The organism is Microcoleus sp. MON1_C5 (assembly GCF_036701875.1).
Lineage (GTDB): Bacteria > Cyanobacteriota > Cyanobacteriia > Cyanobacteriales > Microcoleaceae > Microcoleus.
On sequence record NZ_JAUBRN010000021.1, the window covers coordinates 59,544 to 74,867 of the forward strand.

13 protein-coding genes are annotated in these 15,324 nt (G+C 46.1%); 4 read left to right on the forward strand and 9 right to left on the reverse strand.

Translation table 11 applies throughout. The annotated features are described in order from the left end of the window. From obgE to QUA71_RS12775, 4 genes are all read right to left on the reverse strand, one after another. Nucleotides 1–1,041 carry a GTPase ObgE gene (obgE, locus tag QUA71_RS12760; RefSeq protein WP_333285379.1) on the reverse strand — a complete coding sequence of 347 codons (1,041 nt, stop codon included), beginning with the start codon at nt 1,039–1,041 and terminating at the stop codon, nt 1–3. Nucleotides 1,042–1,619: 578 nt separating this feature from the next. Then, nucleotides 1,620–2,516, reverse strand: coding sequence for a Mo-dependent nitrogenase C-terminal domain-containing protein (locus tag QUA71_RS12765; protein WP_333285381.1), 897 nt, complete (start codon nt 2,514–2,516; stop codon nt 1,620–1,622). A 417-nt stretch (nt 2,517–2,933) separates the two neighbouring features. Next, nucleotides 2,934–4,007 carry a class I SAM-dependent methyltransferase gene (locus QUA71_RS12770; protein ID WP_333285383.1) on the reverse strand — a complete coding sequence of 358 codons (1,074 nt, stop codon included), beginning with the start codon at nt 4,005–4,007 and terminating at the stop codon, nt 2,934–2,936. A gap of 481 nt (nt 4,008–4,488) precedes the next feature. Further along, nucleotides 4,489–4,800 carry a 30S ribosomal protein PSRP-3 gene (locus QUA71_RS12775; RefSeq protein ID WP_278187374.1) on the reverse strand — a complete coding sequence of 104 codons (312 nt, stop codon included), beginning with the start codon at nt 4,798–4,800 and terminating at the stop codon, nt 4,489–4,491. Nucleotides 4,801–4,977: 177 nt separating this feature from the next. Between QUA71_RS12775 and QUA71_RS12780 the strand changes: the two genes are divergently transcribed. Then, a complete protein-coding gene (locus QUA71_RS12780) occupies nt 4,978–5,766 on the forward strand; it encodes a TIGR01548 family HAD-type hydrolase (protein ID WP_333285385.1) in 789 nt (262 codons plus the stop codon). Nucleotides 5,767–5,957: 191 nt separating this feature from the next. On the opposite strand, the gene QUA71_RS12785 is transcribed toward QUA71_RS12780, so the two are convergent. Beyond that, a complete protein-coding gene (locus QUA71_RS12785) occupies nt 5,958–6,776 on the reverse strand; it encodes a tetratricopeptide repeat protein (protein WP_333285387.1) in 819 nt (272 codons plus the stop codon). Between the two features lie 179 nt (nt 6,777–6,955). Between QUA71_RS12785 and QUA71_RS12790 the strand changes: the two genes are divergently transcribed. Then, nucleotides 6,956–7,705 (forward strand): cobalt-precorrin-6A reductase, encoded by a 750-nt coding sequence (locus QUA71_RS12790; RefSeq protein ID WP_333285389.1) that lies wholly within the window; start codon nt 6,956–6,958, stop codon nt 7,703–7,705. Nucleotides 7,706–7,906: 201 nt separating this feature from the next. Here QUA71_RS12790 and QUA71_RS12795 read toward each other — a convergent pair whose 3' ends face one another. Continuing rightward, a complete protein-coding gene (locus QUA71_RS12795) occupies nt 7,907–9,103 on the reverse strand; it encodes a CapA family protein (protein ID WP_333285391.1) in 1,197 nt (398 codons plus the stop codon). Between the two features lie 63 nt (nt 9,104–9,166). Here QUA71_RS12795 and QUA71_RS12800 point away from each other — a divergent pair, with 63 nt between their 5' ends. Further along, nucleotides 9,167–10,144, forward strand: a complete 978-nt coding sequence (locus QUA71_RS12800; RefSeq protein ID WP_333285393.1) for a hypothetical protein — start codon at nt 9,167–9,169, stop codon at nt 10,142–10,144. A gap of 78 nt (nt 10,145–10,222) precedes the next feature. Beyond that, on the forward strand, nt 10,223–10,783 hold the full coding sequence (locus QUA71_RS12805) for a Uma2 family endonuclease (protein ID WP_333285395.1): 561 nt from the start codon (nt 10,223–10,225) through the stop codon (nt 10,781–10,783). 116 nt (nt 10,784–10,899) lie between these two features. On the opposite strand, the gene QUA71_RS12810 is transcribed toward QUA71_RS12805, so the two are convergent. From QUA71_RS12810 to QUA71_RS12820, 3 genes are all read right to left on the reverse strand, one after another. Next, nucleotides 10,900–11,295 (reverse strand): SH3 domain-containing protein, encoded by a 396-nt coding sequence (locus tag QUA71_RS12810; RefSeq protein ID WP_333285397.1) that lies wholly within the window; start codon nt 11,293–11,295, stop codon nt 10,900–10,902. Nucleotides 11,296–11,376: 81 nt separating this feature from the next. Continuing rightward, complete coding sequence (locus QUA71_RS12815; RefSeq protein ID WP_333285399.1) at nt 11,377–13,236, reverse strand: N-acetylmuramoyl-L-alanine amidase; 1,860 nt, start codon at nt 13,234–13,236, stop codon at nt 11,377–11,379. A gap of 192 nt (nt 13,237–13,428) precedes the next feature. Then, on the reverse strand, nt 13,429–15,114 hold the full coding sequence (locus tag QUA71_RS12820) for an NAD-binding protein (protein ID WP_333285401.1): 1,686 nt from the start codon (nt 15,112–15,114) through the stop codon (nt 13,429–13,431). Nucleotides 15,115–15,324 lie beyond the last annotated feature (210 nt).

Consider the following 15,324-nt stretch of genomic DNA (forward strand, 5'->3'; position numbering starts at 1 on the left):
TTAAACACTCGCGACGGCTTCGAGTTCCGCCGCCTCTTTCTCGTTCATCTCGTCGAGTTTTTGCCAAACTTGCTGCATCAATTCATCCAATCCAACTCTACTAACGGCGGAAATCAACAAAACAGGAGCGCCGCTAATTTCTTTAAGTCGGCTGATTAAATTACCGATTTCTTCGCTTTCAAGATCGATCGCATCTACTTTATTAAAAGCCAAAATCTGCGGTTTATCGGCTAAACCACGCCTGTAAGCCTTCAATTCTTCCTGAATAGTGACATAATTGGCGATCGGATCTTCATCCGTAACATCGATCAAATGCAGCAACAACCGAGTCCGCTCAATGTGCCGCAAAAACTCGTAGCCCAAACCAGCACCTTCGTGCGCTCCTTCAATCAATCCCGGAATGTCTGCAAACACCGTACCGTCGCCAGTCGGTTTTTTGACTACGCCCAAATTCGGTACTAAAGTTGTAAACGGATAATCTGCTATTTTGGGGCGAGCCGCAGACAAAGCAGAAATTAAAGTGGATTTGCCAGCATTCGGCAGCCCGAGAATTCCCACTTCAGCTAATAGCTTCAATTCCAAACGCAAAAACTTGTGTTCTCCTTCTTTTCCCGGCATTGCATAATCTGGAGCGCGGTTAGAATTGGTCAGAAAACACTTATTCCCCAAACCGCCTTTGCCGCCTTGGGCAACGCAAAAAGTCTGTCCGGGCGTTACTAAATCTGCTAAGATTGCCTGAGTTTCCGCGTCGTAAACAACTGTACCGCAGGGAACTTCGATCGTGCGATCTTCCCCAGAAGCCCCAGTCATATTTTTCGGCGCGCCCCGCTTCCCGTCTTCGGCTTTAAAAATCCGGTTGTACTGAAAATCTAGCAGCGTTTGCAGGCTTTCCACCGCTACCATAAACACAGAACCGCCCCGCCCGCCGGTGCCGCCACTGGGCCCGCCCGCCGGTACATACTTTTCTCTGCGAAAAGCTACCATACCGTCGCCGCCTTTGCCTGCTGCGACTTGAATATCTGCTCGATCGATAAATTGCATAATTTAGTCAGTAGTCAATAGTCAGTGTCAATAGTCATTAGTTATTATTATACCAGATGCAAGTACCATATCCCCCTTTTCCTTTAGTCCGCGTCAGCGGACGACAGCCAAGTTTAGTCGCGATTTACAGTGGCCGGAAAAATATAATTATACCAATTCTGAAAAGTAGTGCAGAGTGAGAGATTGTACGCGAACCTCTGTAGGGAAACGGCACTGCCGTGTCCGGCTTATAAATATGCGACTTTTAATAATTTGTATAAGATTGAGGATTGTACCAAGACTTTTGTTGAATTAGTATTATCAAAGCCGATTTTATATTAGCCGGACTCACGCACAAAAACTGAATAAGCCGGATTTTTATAATGAGGCGGATAGCTGTAAAAATATTTTTTGTGCCAAAAATAGGTTTCTAAATCCTCGAAAATACTCTACTGAAAAGTAGTAATTGCTACTTACACGAGTTCTGCAAATACTGATTTAACGTGCTAATTATAGCGGTAAGGTGCTTATGGGCGCATCCTACAGATAGAGGTTTTGCGCCCCGGAATGAATTACCAATTAGCAATTACCCATTCCTATTAACAATAGGACGATACATCTTCCTTACATTCATCTGCCAAATAGCAGAGAGCTCGAAAGCGCATCCCCACCAACTGTTCGTAAAGCGGGTTAATCTTGCACATCGCCGGAATGTGCACGATTTTGCGTCCGAATAAGACGACATCTCGCTCAAACGGACACTGCGGCGGAATCATTTTGCAGACAAAGTGTGCCAGCTTGGGGTCGTGAATTTCCCAGCCGTCAAGCCAGTCTTTGACGGGTTGCAGGACATTTTTATGGTGAGGTTTAGGTAGCCGAGATGAAAGGGGTGTTCCGGCGACGGGGGCGACATTCGCATCAAAGACGATTTGGCTGCTGGGCCCCTGCGGATCATCGCACTTGCTGTCTTCGATAGTGTGTCGCAGAGCTTCGATCGCCTCTACATTGTGTCCCAAAGCTGTGCAAAACTTATAGATTACCTCGTCTTCGCTGAGCGAGTAGGTACCGTCTGCCAAAGCTACCATGACTGCTGTCCTCAAAAAATCTTCGCCTTTGGCGGTGTCTTCCCCTAACACAGCAGCTAATTCCTCTGGGGCTATCGGTTCAAAACCCGCCTCAAAAGATACCGGGTGGAGTTCATCCTCAGTTAGATTTGCAATCATTTTTTGCTCGTCTTCGTCAAAGTTGCCGTCTGCCCAAGCAATTGTCAGCAATCCCCGCAGCCAAGCAGTAATCTCTTCGTTGGTGCAGGAAGATTTAGCGTTACTCATTAGCATTTCCACTTGGATGTACCAGTCAATTTGTTCGTTTACAGCGGGCTCAATATTCCCCTCCCAATAATTTTTACTGGTTTTTTGGTCGATGGATGATCTATTTGTGGAAGGTTGGTGCCCGAAGATTGCTCCAAACGCTTGTAGTGGATGTGTTAAAAGCATATTTGTTTCTCAGCAGCATCGCTTACTAGCGAGCTAATCTATTGGGTAATCCTATTCCCTAAAAAGTCATCTATCGGGAGGAATAGGTTGGTTGAATTCATCTTAACTCTAGTTGCACCCATCGAGATGACGATCGAATTTTATTCAAACCTGATTGCCATTAGCCACCCAATTTTTCGCAACAAATAAAAGGTTGGCAAGGGTTCGATCTAATCAGACACTGGGTTTGTCGCCCAGGGGCGATCGAACTTCGCTCTGTTTACATTTTAATATATATTTTTGTAACTTTTTATGTGCAGGCTGCACAATATTAACAGCGAGTTGGCTTTAAGCTGTTGAAAGAAAAAGATATGAGGAAACAGTTACTGCCGATTAACAGTTGTGGTTGCTGTGTCCGCCTACAAATAACAAGTTTTTTTAACTTCGGCGGCACAAAATCCAGCGCAGTTCCATGGGCGGGCGTGCGTTTGCCATTGGGAAGACATCTCGACCGGTGGCCCAACTGGGAAACCAGGGCGTCGGTGGCCAGGCTCCTTCCGGCAGGTGGTGGCGTTCGTACTCAAACACCAATTCATCGGATATTTGGACTAAGGGCAACCCTTCCATTGCGGTGGCGAGTTCTTGAGGCGTAAATAAAGTAGACCAGGAGAGTTGGGCAACTTGTCGCACGAGGGCATCCGGCTGGTAGTCGCCGACGGTTAAAAACGTGCTGAACAGCAACAGACCTCCGGGACACAGGGAATCGCACATTTTAGCGAGGAAAAGCCGTACTTGATCGCTGTCTCGAAAATGTGAGATGACTTCGGCGGCAACTGCCAACTGGTAGCGGGCCGGCTTCATCCGCATTAAGGGATCGAGCACATCGCCTTCAGTCACTGTCACGGGAAGGTTTTCGGCTGTTACTGCAGCTTTCAATTGTTCTGCAAAAGCTGGAGTTAGTTCGATCGCATCTACAGAATAGCCCAATCTCGCCAAGGGCAACGTATTGCGGCCGGTACCCGCCCCCACGTCTAAAATCCGCACTCGATCGGGTGTACCCAATTTAGCAGCCGTTGCCATCAATTTTGCATCTGGATGAGAGCCGAAAAGCGGAGGTTCTCTGGTGTCTACCCAGCTTTTGTACTGTTCTCCAACTGTTGAGGTAGTAACAATGACTTTGCAAGCTAAACCGGTTTGTGGCGGCTGCACTGACTCGTATTGCAGAATCAGCATCGATGCTGTGGAGGTGCGGTAGCCTTGTTCTAACTTGGTGGCTAAAAGCTTGCTGAGTTCGTCTCTGCGGTCTTCGGGCAGGGGTCTGTCGAGAGTGCTAAATAGCTTTTCTATCGACTTGAGATAGTGGCTTAGCATTCCCGGTACGCAGGGGAAAATTAATTCTCCGCGAGCGTTTATGCGAGTATTAATTTTGTAGAGGATAGCTTGCTGGAGAATGTCGGGATTTACTACCAGCGGTAGCTGTTCGGTCTGGTCGATCGTACTTTCGGCGCCCATAAATTCCGCGAAGAAGGAAGAAGGAAGAAGGAAGAAGGAAGAAGGAAGAAGGAAGAAGGAAGAAAGAAGTTCAACAAGGAAGCCGTGTACAAGATTTAACGAATTTAACCGATGGATTTTGAGGCTTGAGGTTGGAGGTTCGGGGGAATTACGTTGAGAGCTGACTGTACAATTTAAAAGTATAAAAAAGCCGATTTTAGATTTATTTGGTTTGGTTGCTTAGCCTTTTTAGATTGTATTAAATCAGATTTGAGAGCTTTATTTTGGGTAAATCTCAAATCTCAACTCTCAAATCGACCAAGCCCAAAACCCGAGTAAGTCCCAAAATCGGAGTTAGTATCAATATAAGCTGTAGCGCATTTAAATTGTATGTTTCACGGCGAGGTGGAAAAAGCGTCAAATCCTCTCGCCTTCTCCCCTCTCTCCTTCCCCTCGTCAGCCATAACAGGCAATGTATATGGGTAGCAAATTAAAGCTGGGCTTAGTTGCTGCCGGTAAAAGTCACTTGGGGGAATCTTGACTGAGCTTCAGTCATCGGGCGCCGTCTGCCTTCCTCTTGCCAGTAGTTGATTACTTCTGTCGCTTGGTTGAGGATTTCGACGCGATCGTTATCAGCAATCCAGTGTTTGGCTTCGAGTTCGTTTTTGAGGTCTTCCCACGCATCTTTGCGAGGCCAGAAAAAGTAGGATGTCAGCGGGCTAGTTCCTTTGCCGACAACTTGGTCAACGGCGAGGGCAACATTCTCTTCTAGCCAGAGAACTTTTAAGATGAACTTGGACAAGCAAACCTCCAGGGTTCCGATCGAACTTGTTAAAAATTTCTACAATCGCTAAGCGTAGCACACTCTGTTCGATAATTAATCATCGGCCATGAAAAGTTTTGTGGCGCGGCTGGTTTTAGCGCCACTCAGGGGCTGGGAACAGATAAAATTTGGGTTCTCACCCGCCCTAGGTACAAGGATGGTTAAGTTGTGAACAGAGTTATTGTAGTCTTCGACATTGACGGTGTGGTGCGGGATGTGTCCGGTTCCTACCGGCGGGCGATCGCGGATGCGGTGGAGCATTTCACGGCGGGTGCTTTTCGTCCGAATTCTCTCGATATCGACTCTCTGAAGTCTGAGGGAGTGTGGAATAATGACTGGCAGGCGTCTTTCGAGTTAGTTTGCCGTTATTTTGAGGGGATTGGGCGATCGAGAAACCAACTCGCTCTCAACTATGACGAATTAGTGGCTTTCTTCCAAAGTCGCTATCGCGGGCCTGATGAGAAAAATTGGACTGGTTACATTTGTACCGAACCGCTGTTGTTAAGTCCGGCTTACCTGGAAAATTTAACAGTTGGGGGCATTTTTTGGGGCTTTTTTAGCGGGGCGATGCGGGATGAAGCTGCTTATGTTTTGTCAGGGAAACTGAGTTTAAATTCCCCCGTGTTGGTGGCGATGGAAGATGCACCGGGAAAACCCGATCCGGCTGGACTTTTCGCGGCAATTGAACAGTTGGAAAACCTGCACGGTTTAGAAAAAAATTTGCCCGTGATTTACGCGGGAGATACTGTTGCCGATATTTACACGGTTGTGAATGCGCGGGAAGTGCAACCAAATCGGGTTTGGCTGGGGACTGGAATTTTGCCACCTCATGTTTTGGATGATTCGGTGCGCTGCGATGCTTATGCTGCAGCGCTGAAAACTGCTGGTGCAGCAGCGGTTTTCAGGAATGTCGAAGAGTTGACGGCTGGGCGGATTCGAGAATTAGTCAATTGTTAGTTGTTAGTTGTTAGTTGTCAATTGTCAGTAGTTAGTTGTCGAAATAACAAATAACCAATGATATCGTTTCCGGTTGTATCGGAATAATAAAATCGAGTCAACAGTTAACACTCAAACATTCAGTTTTTCGACCCCGAGTCAACAGTCAACAGTCAACAGTTAACAGTCAACAGTCAACTTTCCCTTTGAGATTATTGCAAGTGCAAGAATTTGTCTAATGCACTGACTGCAACTGGTGGCCAGCGCCGGGTATGGGCAACCCAATCGATGTCTTTGTAGCGGGAATCGAGGCCGACTGCTGCTACCCAATTGCTCTCAGCTTCGCCGCGCTTCCCGGCTTCCCAAAGACAGGCGGTGAGGGCGGCTCTCATGTCGGCAAATTGGGGGTATCTGCGGACGATGTTTTTCATGTTGCGAATTGCTTCTTTAGTTTGCCCGTTTTGATAAAGTGCGAGGGCGTGGTTGGCGCGGGCAAAGGCGTATTCGGGGGCTAATTCAAAGGCTTTGCGGTAGTCGGCAATTGCTTGTTCCCATTTTCCTAAACCTGCTTCGGCGTTGCCTCGGTTGTTGTAGGCTGCTGGATCTTTGGGGTCTAATTCTAGCACGTGATTGTAGTCGGCGATCGCTTCTTCCCAGCGTCCTAAACCTTCTAAGGCTGTGCCGCGGTTTAGGTAGGGATCGGGGGCGTCGGGAGCTAGTTCGATCGCTCTTTCGTAGTCGGAAATTGCGGCTTGCAGCTTGTTTTGGCTGACTCTAGAATTGCCTCGGTTGCTCCAAGCGGGGGCTTGTGAGGGAAATTTGTCAATAATTTGAGTCCAAAAAGTTTCAGCGGCGGGAAATTTGCCTTCATTTGTAGCTTCAAAAGCTTTTTGAACGAGTTCTCCCAGTTCCTGTTCGGGAGTGGCGATATCTGTTGGTTGTACTTGTGCGGTAGCGGGCGCTATATTTCCCAACCAAACTAACCCGGTTACAATTAATACTGTAAAAAATGTCAAAAGTGAGCGAATCATCGTTGTTGGCAGTTTAAACTTTACTAAACATATTATTAACCGAAATTGCGGGCGTTGCTTGGATAGTACCAGTTTCAAAAAAGGATGTGACTGTAGGCAACCTCCGAACCCTTATTTCATCAGTCATTTACAAATCTAAAATCTAAAATCTAAAATCTCAATAAGTTAGGGAGAATTTGGTGAAAAAACGGTTGCTAATTTTGGGCGGGACGGGGGATGCTGCGGAACTGGCGGTAAGAGCGTCTCAAATTGCTGAAATTGAGGTCGTATCTTCGCTAGCAGGACGCACTCAACAGCCTTTTACCCCAAAAACGGGTACGGTGCGAATTGGGGGGTTTGGTGGGGCGGCTGGGCTGGCGCAGTTTTTGCTCGATCGCCCGATCGACTTGTTAATTGATGCTACTCATCCGTTTGCGGCTCAGATTTCTGCCAATGCTGCTGTTGCTGCTGCTGAATGTAATGTGCCCTATTTGATGCTGGTGCGTCCCGCTTGGGAGAGGGTGGAGGGCGATCGCTGGATTGAAGTTGCCAGCCACTCGGAGGCTGCAAAAGCTTTATTAGGGCAGTCTCAGCGGGTGTTTCTCACCATTGGTAGGCAGGAATTGGCGGAGTTTGCAGGTTTGGATGCTATTTGGTTTTTGATGCGGGCGATCGATCCTCCTGCACTCAATTCTCCTGTTCCTAATGGTAAATTGTTATTAGCAAGGGGGCCTTTTTCATTGGAAGACGAGCGGCAACTACTATTAGAATATCAGATTGATACAATTGTTAGCAAAAACAGCGGGGGCGGGGCTACTTATGCTAAAATTGCTGCGGCTAGGGAACTAGGAATTCCGGTTGTGATGGTGCAGCGACCGCCGATACCCGATGTTGAGCGGGTTGCGGATGTTGAAGGGGCGATCGCTTGGCTGAGGGAGCAATTGAATTAATTTAATCTTACTCACATCTTGCCTCAATTTTAGTAACAGGCAAGATGCCTGTTTCACAAGACATAAATTTTTTTGTGGGGTGGGCATCTTGCCCGCCCCCAAAGGTTACTAACACGCAAGATGCCTGTTTCACAAAACATAAACTTCCTTCCAGCCTCTGCCTGGGAATACAAATTGATCGGCTGTGCCTCGAATACCCAATTACTTAGATTTTTTCGGACTCTCCAAAGAGTTAAGATGATTGTTCATATCCTGCAAATATTTTGATAAAACCGGATACTGTGAAGTTGCGAGTAGTGCATCTTTTTTCTGGCTGACAGTTGTTTCTAAGGGCAAAACGCGATAGTTAGTTTTATTGTTCTGAGTATAGCGGTGTACCCAAGTCGGAAAGGTTTTGATGCTGGTAATTTCTGTAGTTTTTTCGGGAAATGTTTTGCGAATATTTACTTGCAAAATTACGCCTAAGTCTGTATATTTTTTATTCTGACCGGAAATGAAGTTTCCCATTGAATAAATTGCTACAGCTTTGCGAGTTTTGCCATTTTTTCCGGGAAAGTTAAAAATTTTGTAAGGTTGGACGACGTGGGGATGGCTGCCGAGAATGATGTCTGCACCAGCTTTTAATAGGTTTTCCACTAATTGTTTTTGTTGGGTGTTTGGCTGTCGCTGATATTCGTCGCCAAAATGCAGGGAAATTGCGATAATATCTGCTCCTTGCTTTCGGGCTTTGGCAATGTCTTTGACTATCTTTTTTTCGTCTATTAGCGAAACTAAGTAGTCTTTGCCTTTGGGTATGGGAATGCCGTTTGTGCCGTAGGTGTAGGCTAGCAGGGCTAGTGAAATGTTGTTTTTGGTGCTGATGAAAGTGCGTGAAGCTTCGGCGGCTGATGTGGCTGTTCCTGTGAACGCAATTTTGCGATCGCTCAGATTGGCGATCGTCCTAATTACCCCTTTTTCTCCACGGTCTAAAGCATGATTGTTGGCGGTTGTCAATATATTAAATCCGGCTTTTTTAGTCGCATCCGCTAATTGAGCCGGTGCGTTAAATAGCGGATATCCCGTATATCCGCCCGCATCTTCGCCCGCTAAAGGTGTTTCGAGATTTCCGATGACCCAATCGCCTGTTGACAGGATACTTTTAACTGGTGCGAAGAAATTGTCAAAATTGTATGTTTTCTTTTTTGCGTCGTAGCCCGATCGCGTTTGGGTACTGTGCATCATGATGTCGCCGACAGCAATTAGTTTCGCTTCTTTGATCTCAGACTGTGGTTTGGGGGGAACAGGAGTTGCTATTGGCGATCGACTTTCTGTAGGCTGTGTGTTGGTTTGTGGCGTTTGGATATTGCAGCCTGCGATCGAAAGCATGGCAATTACCGAGAGCAACCGACGAAAATTCATGATTTTTGATAGTGATTTGTCGGCTTATATGGTATCATAAATAATTTACCTACTGCTAAAAAAATGAAAAAAAACTATCTAATTCTTGCCTTAATTGTTTTTGTAGCAATTACGGGTTTTGGGGTTTTAACTTACGCTCAAACTTCGGGTGATAGACCTTTTGAATTTGCCTTAATTGGCGATTTGCCCTACAGTGCCGAACAAGAAGCAAAATTTCCGAGTTTAATTGCAGATATCAATCGATCGCCCGCAGCGTTTGTCGTCCACGACGGCGACATTAAAAACGGTTCTAGTGTCTGCGATGATGCAACTTTTGTGAGTCGCAAGCAGTTATTTGATAATTTTAAAATTCCATTTATTCTAGTTTATGGTGACAACGAATGGACGGATTGCCACCGTTCAAATAACGGCAGTTACGATCCAGTAGAAAGACTCGCTAAACTGCGGGAGATTTTCAACCAAGGTAATCAAAGTTTGGGAAAGCGCACCTTAACTCTCACCCGTCAAAGCGAAAACCCGCAGTTTGCTAAATTCCGCGAAAATGTTCGCTGGATTTATCATGGAGTTGTGTTTGTGGCGATTAATATGCCGGGAAGCAACAACAATTTTGGTCGCACTCCCAAAGCAGATGCAGAATATGCCGATCGCAATTCAGCTAACTTAGCGTGGATCAAAGAATGTTTTGCTTTAGCCAAACGCAGCAACAGCAAAGGAATTATGTTAGTTGCACAGGCAAATCCGGGATTTGAACTCGATCCGACGGACAAAAGAAGAAGTGGCTACAACGATTTTATCTCAACTCTGGAAACAGAAACAGGCAATTTCCCAGGACAAGTTGTATTCGTCCACGGCGATACTCACTATTTCCGCATCGATAAACCTTTACCCTATTTTACCGATGAGACTCAACTACCGAGAATGAAAAATTTTACTAGAGTTGAAACTTTTGGTTCTCCCAACGTGCATTGGTTGCGGGCTTTTTATGACCCTACCAATCCTAATTTGTTTGAATTTAAACAGCAGATTGTTCCGGAAAATTAGGCGATATTACACCAGTTTCATGCAAGATAACTATTTTTTGGTTTACACTGAAGATAGGTAGCATTGAGGAATTTATTTATGACGATCGCAACTGAGCGCCTTACTCTTGAACAATTTCTGAAACTGCCAGAAACTAAACCTGCCAGCGAATACATTGAGGGGGAGGTTCTCCAAAAACCTATGCCGAAAACAAAGCACAGTCTATTGCAATTAATAACCTGCAACGAAATTAATCAGGTGACGCAAACTCCCAAGATAGCTTATGCTTTTCCAGAGTTGCGGTGCACCTTTGGCGGTCGATCGATTGTTCCAGATATTGCGGTACTATTGTGGGAACAAATTCAATTTGATGAGAGCGGTGAACCATTGGATGATGTGCTAATTGCACCGTATTGGGCGATCGAAATTCTCTCGCCACAACAAAGCTCAAATCGCGTAACTAAAAAAATCATTCACTGTCTGCAACATAATTGTCAGTTGGGGTGGCTAATCGATCCAGACGATCGATCGATTTTAGCCTTTTTGCCCAACCAACAACCGCAATTCTGCGAAGGTAGCGATGTCCTTCCTGTTCCCGAAATGATTCCCCTGAATATCACCGCCGAACAGGTGTTTAGCTGGTTGAGAATGCAACAATGAATCAGGGCGATCGTCTTTTTTGTACCACTTTAAAAAATCTTCCGGTGTGGTTTGTAGTGAAAACTTTAGCTTTCATCTCAACTAAGGACTGAAATCCTTACTACAAACCAAATCCCCTATTGCCGCCACCTGTCAAATTGGTCTTCGGAACAGCCATTAATAAATTGATTGTTCACCCAACCGTCAAGGATTGTCAAAGTTTCATTAGGAGGATTACCCGAAAATCTGGCCGCAATTTTCACCCACTTACCTTGTCTGCTGACAGCCCTAACTCCGTCTCCCCTTTTCAATTTAGCAACAACCGGGTACTGATTGCCGGGGCCTTTGCGAATGTTAACAGCGCCACCTTCACCTGTAATAAACGAGCATTGAGTTTGCTTTTTTAAAGCTTCTGCTTTTGCGGGTGAAAGACTTTGCTGCTTGCCGAAAACAGGAAAGCTGTAAAGTGAGAAGCTAAGACTTGCAACTACCGCTGCAATAAAAAAGGCTTTTGATTGAGTAAAAATTAGCATTATTTCATTTCCTTGGATTGACCGAACTGAAGTCCTGACTATGATTTTTGGTAGAAGGACTTCAGTCCTTACTACTAACTGTTATTTGACAGAGGAAAACCATTCGGTAACACCTTGGGCGATCGCCTCGGCTAACTTCTTCTGTTCTGTTGGATTCACAATCCATTCAAACTCTTCAGGATTTATGAGAAATCCCAATTCCATTAAAACAGATGGAGCAACGGCAGGACGAGTCATGGCTAAGTTGTTCCAGAATACACCATAGCTCGGACGGTTCAACTTGGCAACTAAATAATTGTGCAAAAACATTGCCAAACTGTGGGATTGCGGGTGAAACCAGAAAGCGCCGACGCCTTTAGTCTTAATCGCGTCGCCGTTATCCGGCAAAGCATTGTAGTGAATTGAAAGTGCGATCGCAGGTTCTTCTTTTTGAATCATTTCCACCCTTGGTGGCAAATCCAAATCGACATCTTCTACCCGCGTCATTAGCACATTCGCGCCCCGATTTACCAATTCTTCTCGCACCAATTTCGACACAGTTAAAGCTACTGTTTTTTCTCTAATCCCCACTGGACTCACAGCACCTCCATCCTCCGGCCCGCCGTGTCCCGGATCGATCAGAATCTTAATTCCCGACAGCGGCTTTGCTTGCGAATTGGGCACCGCGCTTGTATTCGCAGGCGGGTGTTTTAAAGACAACACTAAAGTTGTGCCGTCGTATCTCAACTTGTAACCCCACTGTTGGGCGGATTTGAGATTAAAAGTGTATTGTACTTGCAGCGGCGATATTTGTTGCCATTCCAAACGCGAAATTACGGGGTCATCCTGGATGCGAATAATGTCAGTTTGAGCGGTAGTATTGTACAGAGTTAAAGTGAAAGTGCGTTCTCCTTCTTGCACAGTGACTGGGACGGGTATTTCTAAGGGAAATAAGACCTCTGTCCAGCCGGAAACTTGACGCGAACTGGCGCTGCGAATAATCGATCGCGGAGGCACTGCATCCTTGACAATTTGCACTTCTGATGCTTTAATCCAAGCACCGTAATCGAGTCTGAGCCATTCTCCCTCGCGCCCGATAACTGTTGCTCGCGTTCCCTTCGGCAGCGGTGTCATCCGAGAAAAATCTGTACTCGCGCCGGTTCGGGCAACGCCAGGATCTGCTGTTACTTCGGCTATTTCTAAGTCAGCCGGAGAAAGAATAGAAATCTTGCCAGTACCCTGCTGGCTGATAGTTTGATTATTCATTGTTAGCTCAAATACAGGCACTCCTAAATCCACTTTTTCCGTTTTTGGTAGCGAGGAGTTAGACTCATTTTCCGCCCTGACCAAGGAAGCATTAGACTCATTGCCTCCCCTTAGCAAGGGGGGGTTGGGGGGGGTTTGAGCGCAGCCTTGATACTGTTCGCTGCCGCTTTTTTTGATCGGGGAGTTTTCACCTAACAGTACAGATTTGTTGTCGGGTAGTTCGACTTGCGATCGCGCTTTTAAAGGAATAGTAACGCCCGCCAATTTTACTGAAACTTGAGCATTCGCAGGTGCGATCGCCCCAAAGCAAATATATTCCCCCGGCAAACTCGCCACATCGACTTTCGGCGTCAGGGAATCTTTAGCAAAAGCCAATCCTACAGGGACTTCCGGCTGATTAGACTCGCGCGTCACCTTAATTTTGACTTCCTGATTTTCGTAACGCAAGGTAAAGAGATTTTCGCCGAGTTGCAGCGGAAAAGTTGGGGCGAAATGCCCCGATGCGGTGCGCGAAATTTGGTTGCCATTTACTAACACTTGTCCCGGTGCGGGCGCTGTGCCGATTAAAAAGATGCGATCGGCTGTAGTTTTGTGGTTGGCTGGAGGATAAGAGACGAACAAAGGTTGAGCCGCCACAGCTACAGAGGCGATCGCCATTATCAGCCCAAACACACATAATGCTAAAAATTTTCTCATTCTAAACTGCAACTAATTGAGACTCTGTTGGTTATTTATACTAGGACTTGCGCTAAGAAACCCGGGAGAAATCCGGGAATAAACCGGGTTTCTGAGAATTAGCCGTAAGTCCTATTTACTATACAGGCCCCATTTTATCAGGTTTGTAGTTGCAATTGAGCGATCGCCAACATAAATTCCCGCGTCAAACCATTAAGTTTTAATTAATTCCGAGGTGGTTCTCCACAGTTGCTCCAACCGATTCGCCGGCATCGTCAAATACAAAACATCCCCCGTACTCAAACAACAATTGAGTAAATCCCAGCCGTGGAGAGTTTGACATTTAGCTTCCACATAAAGAGGCACAAAATCAGCAGACTTAGCAGCATCTTGAATACGGTGGCCGCAAAAAGGATGTTTTGGCGTAATCAATGTGGCTAAGCAAACCCATAGACTGTCAGCAGTCATTCCGTTGCCCAAAATTCTGCCTCCAATCGCCGCCGCCGCGAAAGCAGGAGCAGCCAATTCCGTCGGGTTCAAAACTCCTTCAAACTCAAAAACTTGCTGCACCATCAAAGCAAAATGTGGGTCTTGATTGCGGACAATAACTGATAGTTTTGGTGCCAATCCTTTAGCGCTCAAGGCAATTTCGACATTAGACATATCGCTGCTAGTTACCGCCAAAAGTGCTGCCGCTTGCTTAACATTAGCAGCTTCCAGAGTTGCGGGCAAACTAGCACTTCCCTGAATGACCGGAATTTTCATTGAGCGAGCCGTGCTCAGAAATCGGCTGTTCGGATCTTGCTCGATCGCCACAATATCGTAACCGTTAGTGTGCAGTTCTTTTGCAATTTGGATGCCAATTCCTCCGAGTCCGCAAATAATGTAATGATTGCGCTGCGGAACTCGCGCCACATCCCAATATTCGGTAAAGCGAGTTCCCAATACATAATCGTTGAGCAGTGCGTAGCAGATGCCGATGATGCCGGCTCCAACTAACATCATCACAACTGTAAATAGTTTAATGCTTTCGGGAGCTTGTTCGGCTACTTTTTCATGACCTCCGGCTCCCGTAATCATCCCGACTGAAAAATAGAGAGAATCAACAAGTGAGATATTATTGTCAACACAAATATAGGTAGCAGTAGCAACGGCAATCATTGACAGCAGCGTCAATACAACAATTACTGCTGCTTGGCTGTGCTGCTGAAATCTGTGCAGCCTAGTTAATGTTTTGAGCAGTTTTTGAGTTAAAGTTTTTTGGGAGCTGCGGATAGTCGGCTGAGTGGCAACAATTAGCCGATCGCCCTGCTGACACTGCCGATCGGCAAGCACCGCCGATACTAAATCAGTTTTGTTAGCAGCCGGCAGATAATAAATCAACATTCGCGATCGATCGTCCCACAAATCGCTCAGTTTGCGATTTTTCCAAGGATGTGTTTCATCGATATATTCTTCGTGAATCGGCCAAGTGCGATCGAACAAACGCAACTGTCCGATCGCCTGACTTCCGAGAGCCGCAAAGGCAAAAACCGGAGCAGCCAACGATGAAACGCTCATGGAAGTGTGATCGGGCAAAGTGTGGTCAATCCTGTCGCCCAAGCTAGTATTGAACAATCTGTTGATGATGCGAATCTGAGGATTGAGAATCCTCGCCTGCATCAAAATTGCCAAATTCACAGCATCATCGTCTGCTGCAATTACTAAAGTGTGAGCGTTTTGAATGCCAGCCGCCAACAAGGTAGAAGCTGCTTGCAAATTTCCGACAACCACATCAGAAGTTTCGCCGCGAATTGGGCGATCGCTAATACCAACCACAATCGCTCCTTGCTGTCTCAACAAACAAAAAATCTTGTGTCCCGTGTGGCCCAACCCGCAAACAATGATTCGAGGTTTCATAAAAAGTTATTTGCCAGCCAATTTCGGAGCTGTCCTTGTAGTTTTACTTATCATTGTTGACTCTCCTGGTTTTGCAGAATGTAGCTAAAAAGACTATCTAGGGAACTTGTGCCGCCGTAGCCTGGAAGTTTTGAAACAAGGACACGACAGGGCCGTTTCCCTAAAGCCGCGTTCCCAAGTTTTGAAACAAGGACACGGCAGTGCCATGTA

Coding starts and splice junctions, on each gene's coding strand:
- obgE (WP_333285379.1), bottom strand. CDS start 1,041: ATGCAATTTATCGATCGAGCAGATATTCAAGTCGCAGCAGGCAAAGGC.
- QUA71_RS12765 (WP_333285381.1), bottom strand. CDS start 2,516: ATGCTTTTAACACATCCACTACAAGCGTTTGGAGCAATCTTCGGGCAC.
- QUA71_RS12770 (WP_333285383.1), bottom strand. CDS start 4,007: ATGGGCGCCGAAAGTACGATCGACCAGACCGAACAGCTACCGCTGGTA.
- QUA71_RS12785 (WP_333285387.1), bottom strand. CDS start 6,776: ATGATTCGCTCACTTTTGACATTTTTTACAGTATTAATTGTAACCGGG.
- QUA71_RS12795 (WP_333285391.1), bottom strand. CDS start 9,103: ATGAATTTTCGTCGGTTGCTCTCGGTAATTGCCATGCTTTCGATCGCA.
- QUA71_RS12800 (WP_333285393.1), top strand. CDS start 9,167: ATGAAAAAAAACTATCTAATTCTTGCCTTAATTGTTTTTGTAGCAATT.
- QUA71_RS12805 (WP_333285395.1), top strand. CDS start 10,223: ATGACGATCGCAACTGAGCGCCTTACTCTTGAACAATTTCTGAAACTG.
- QUA71_RS12810 (WP_333285397.1), bottom strand. CDS start 11,295: ATGCTAATTTTTACTCAATCAAAAGCCTTTTTTATTGCAGCGGTAGTT.
- QUA71_RS12815 (WP_333285399.1), bottom strand. CDS start 13,236: ATGAGAAAATTTTTAGCATTATGTGTGTTTGGGCTGATAATGGCGATC.
- QUA71_RS12820 (WP_333285401.1), bottom strand. CDS start 15,114: ATGAAACCTCGAATCATTGTTTGCGGGTTGGGCCACACGGGACACAAG.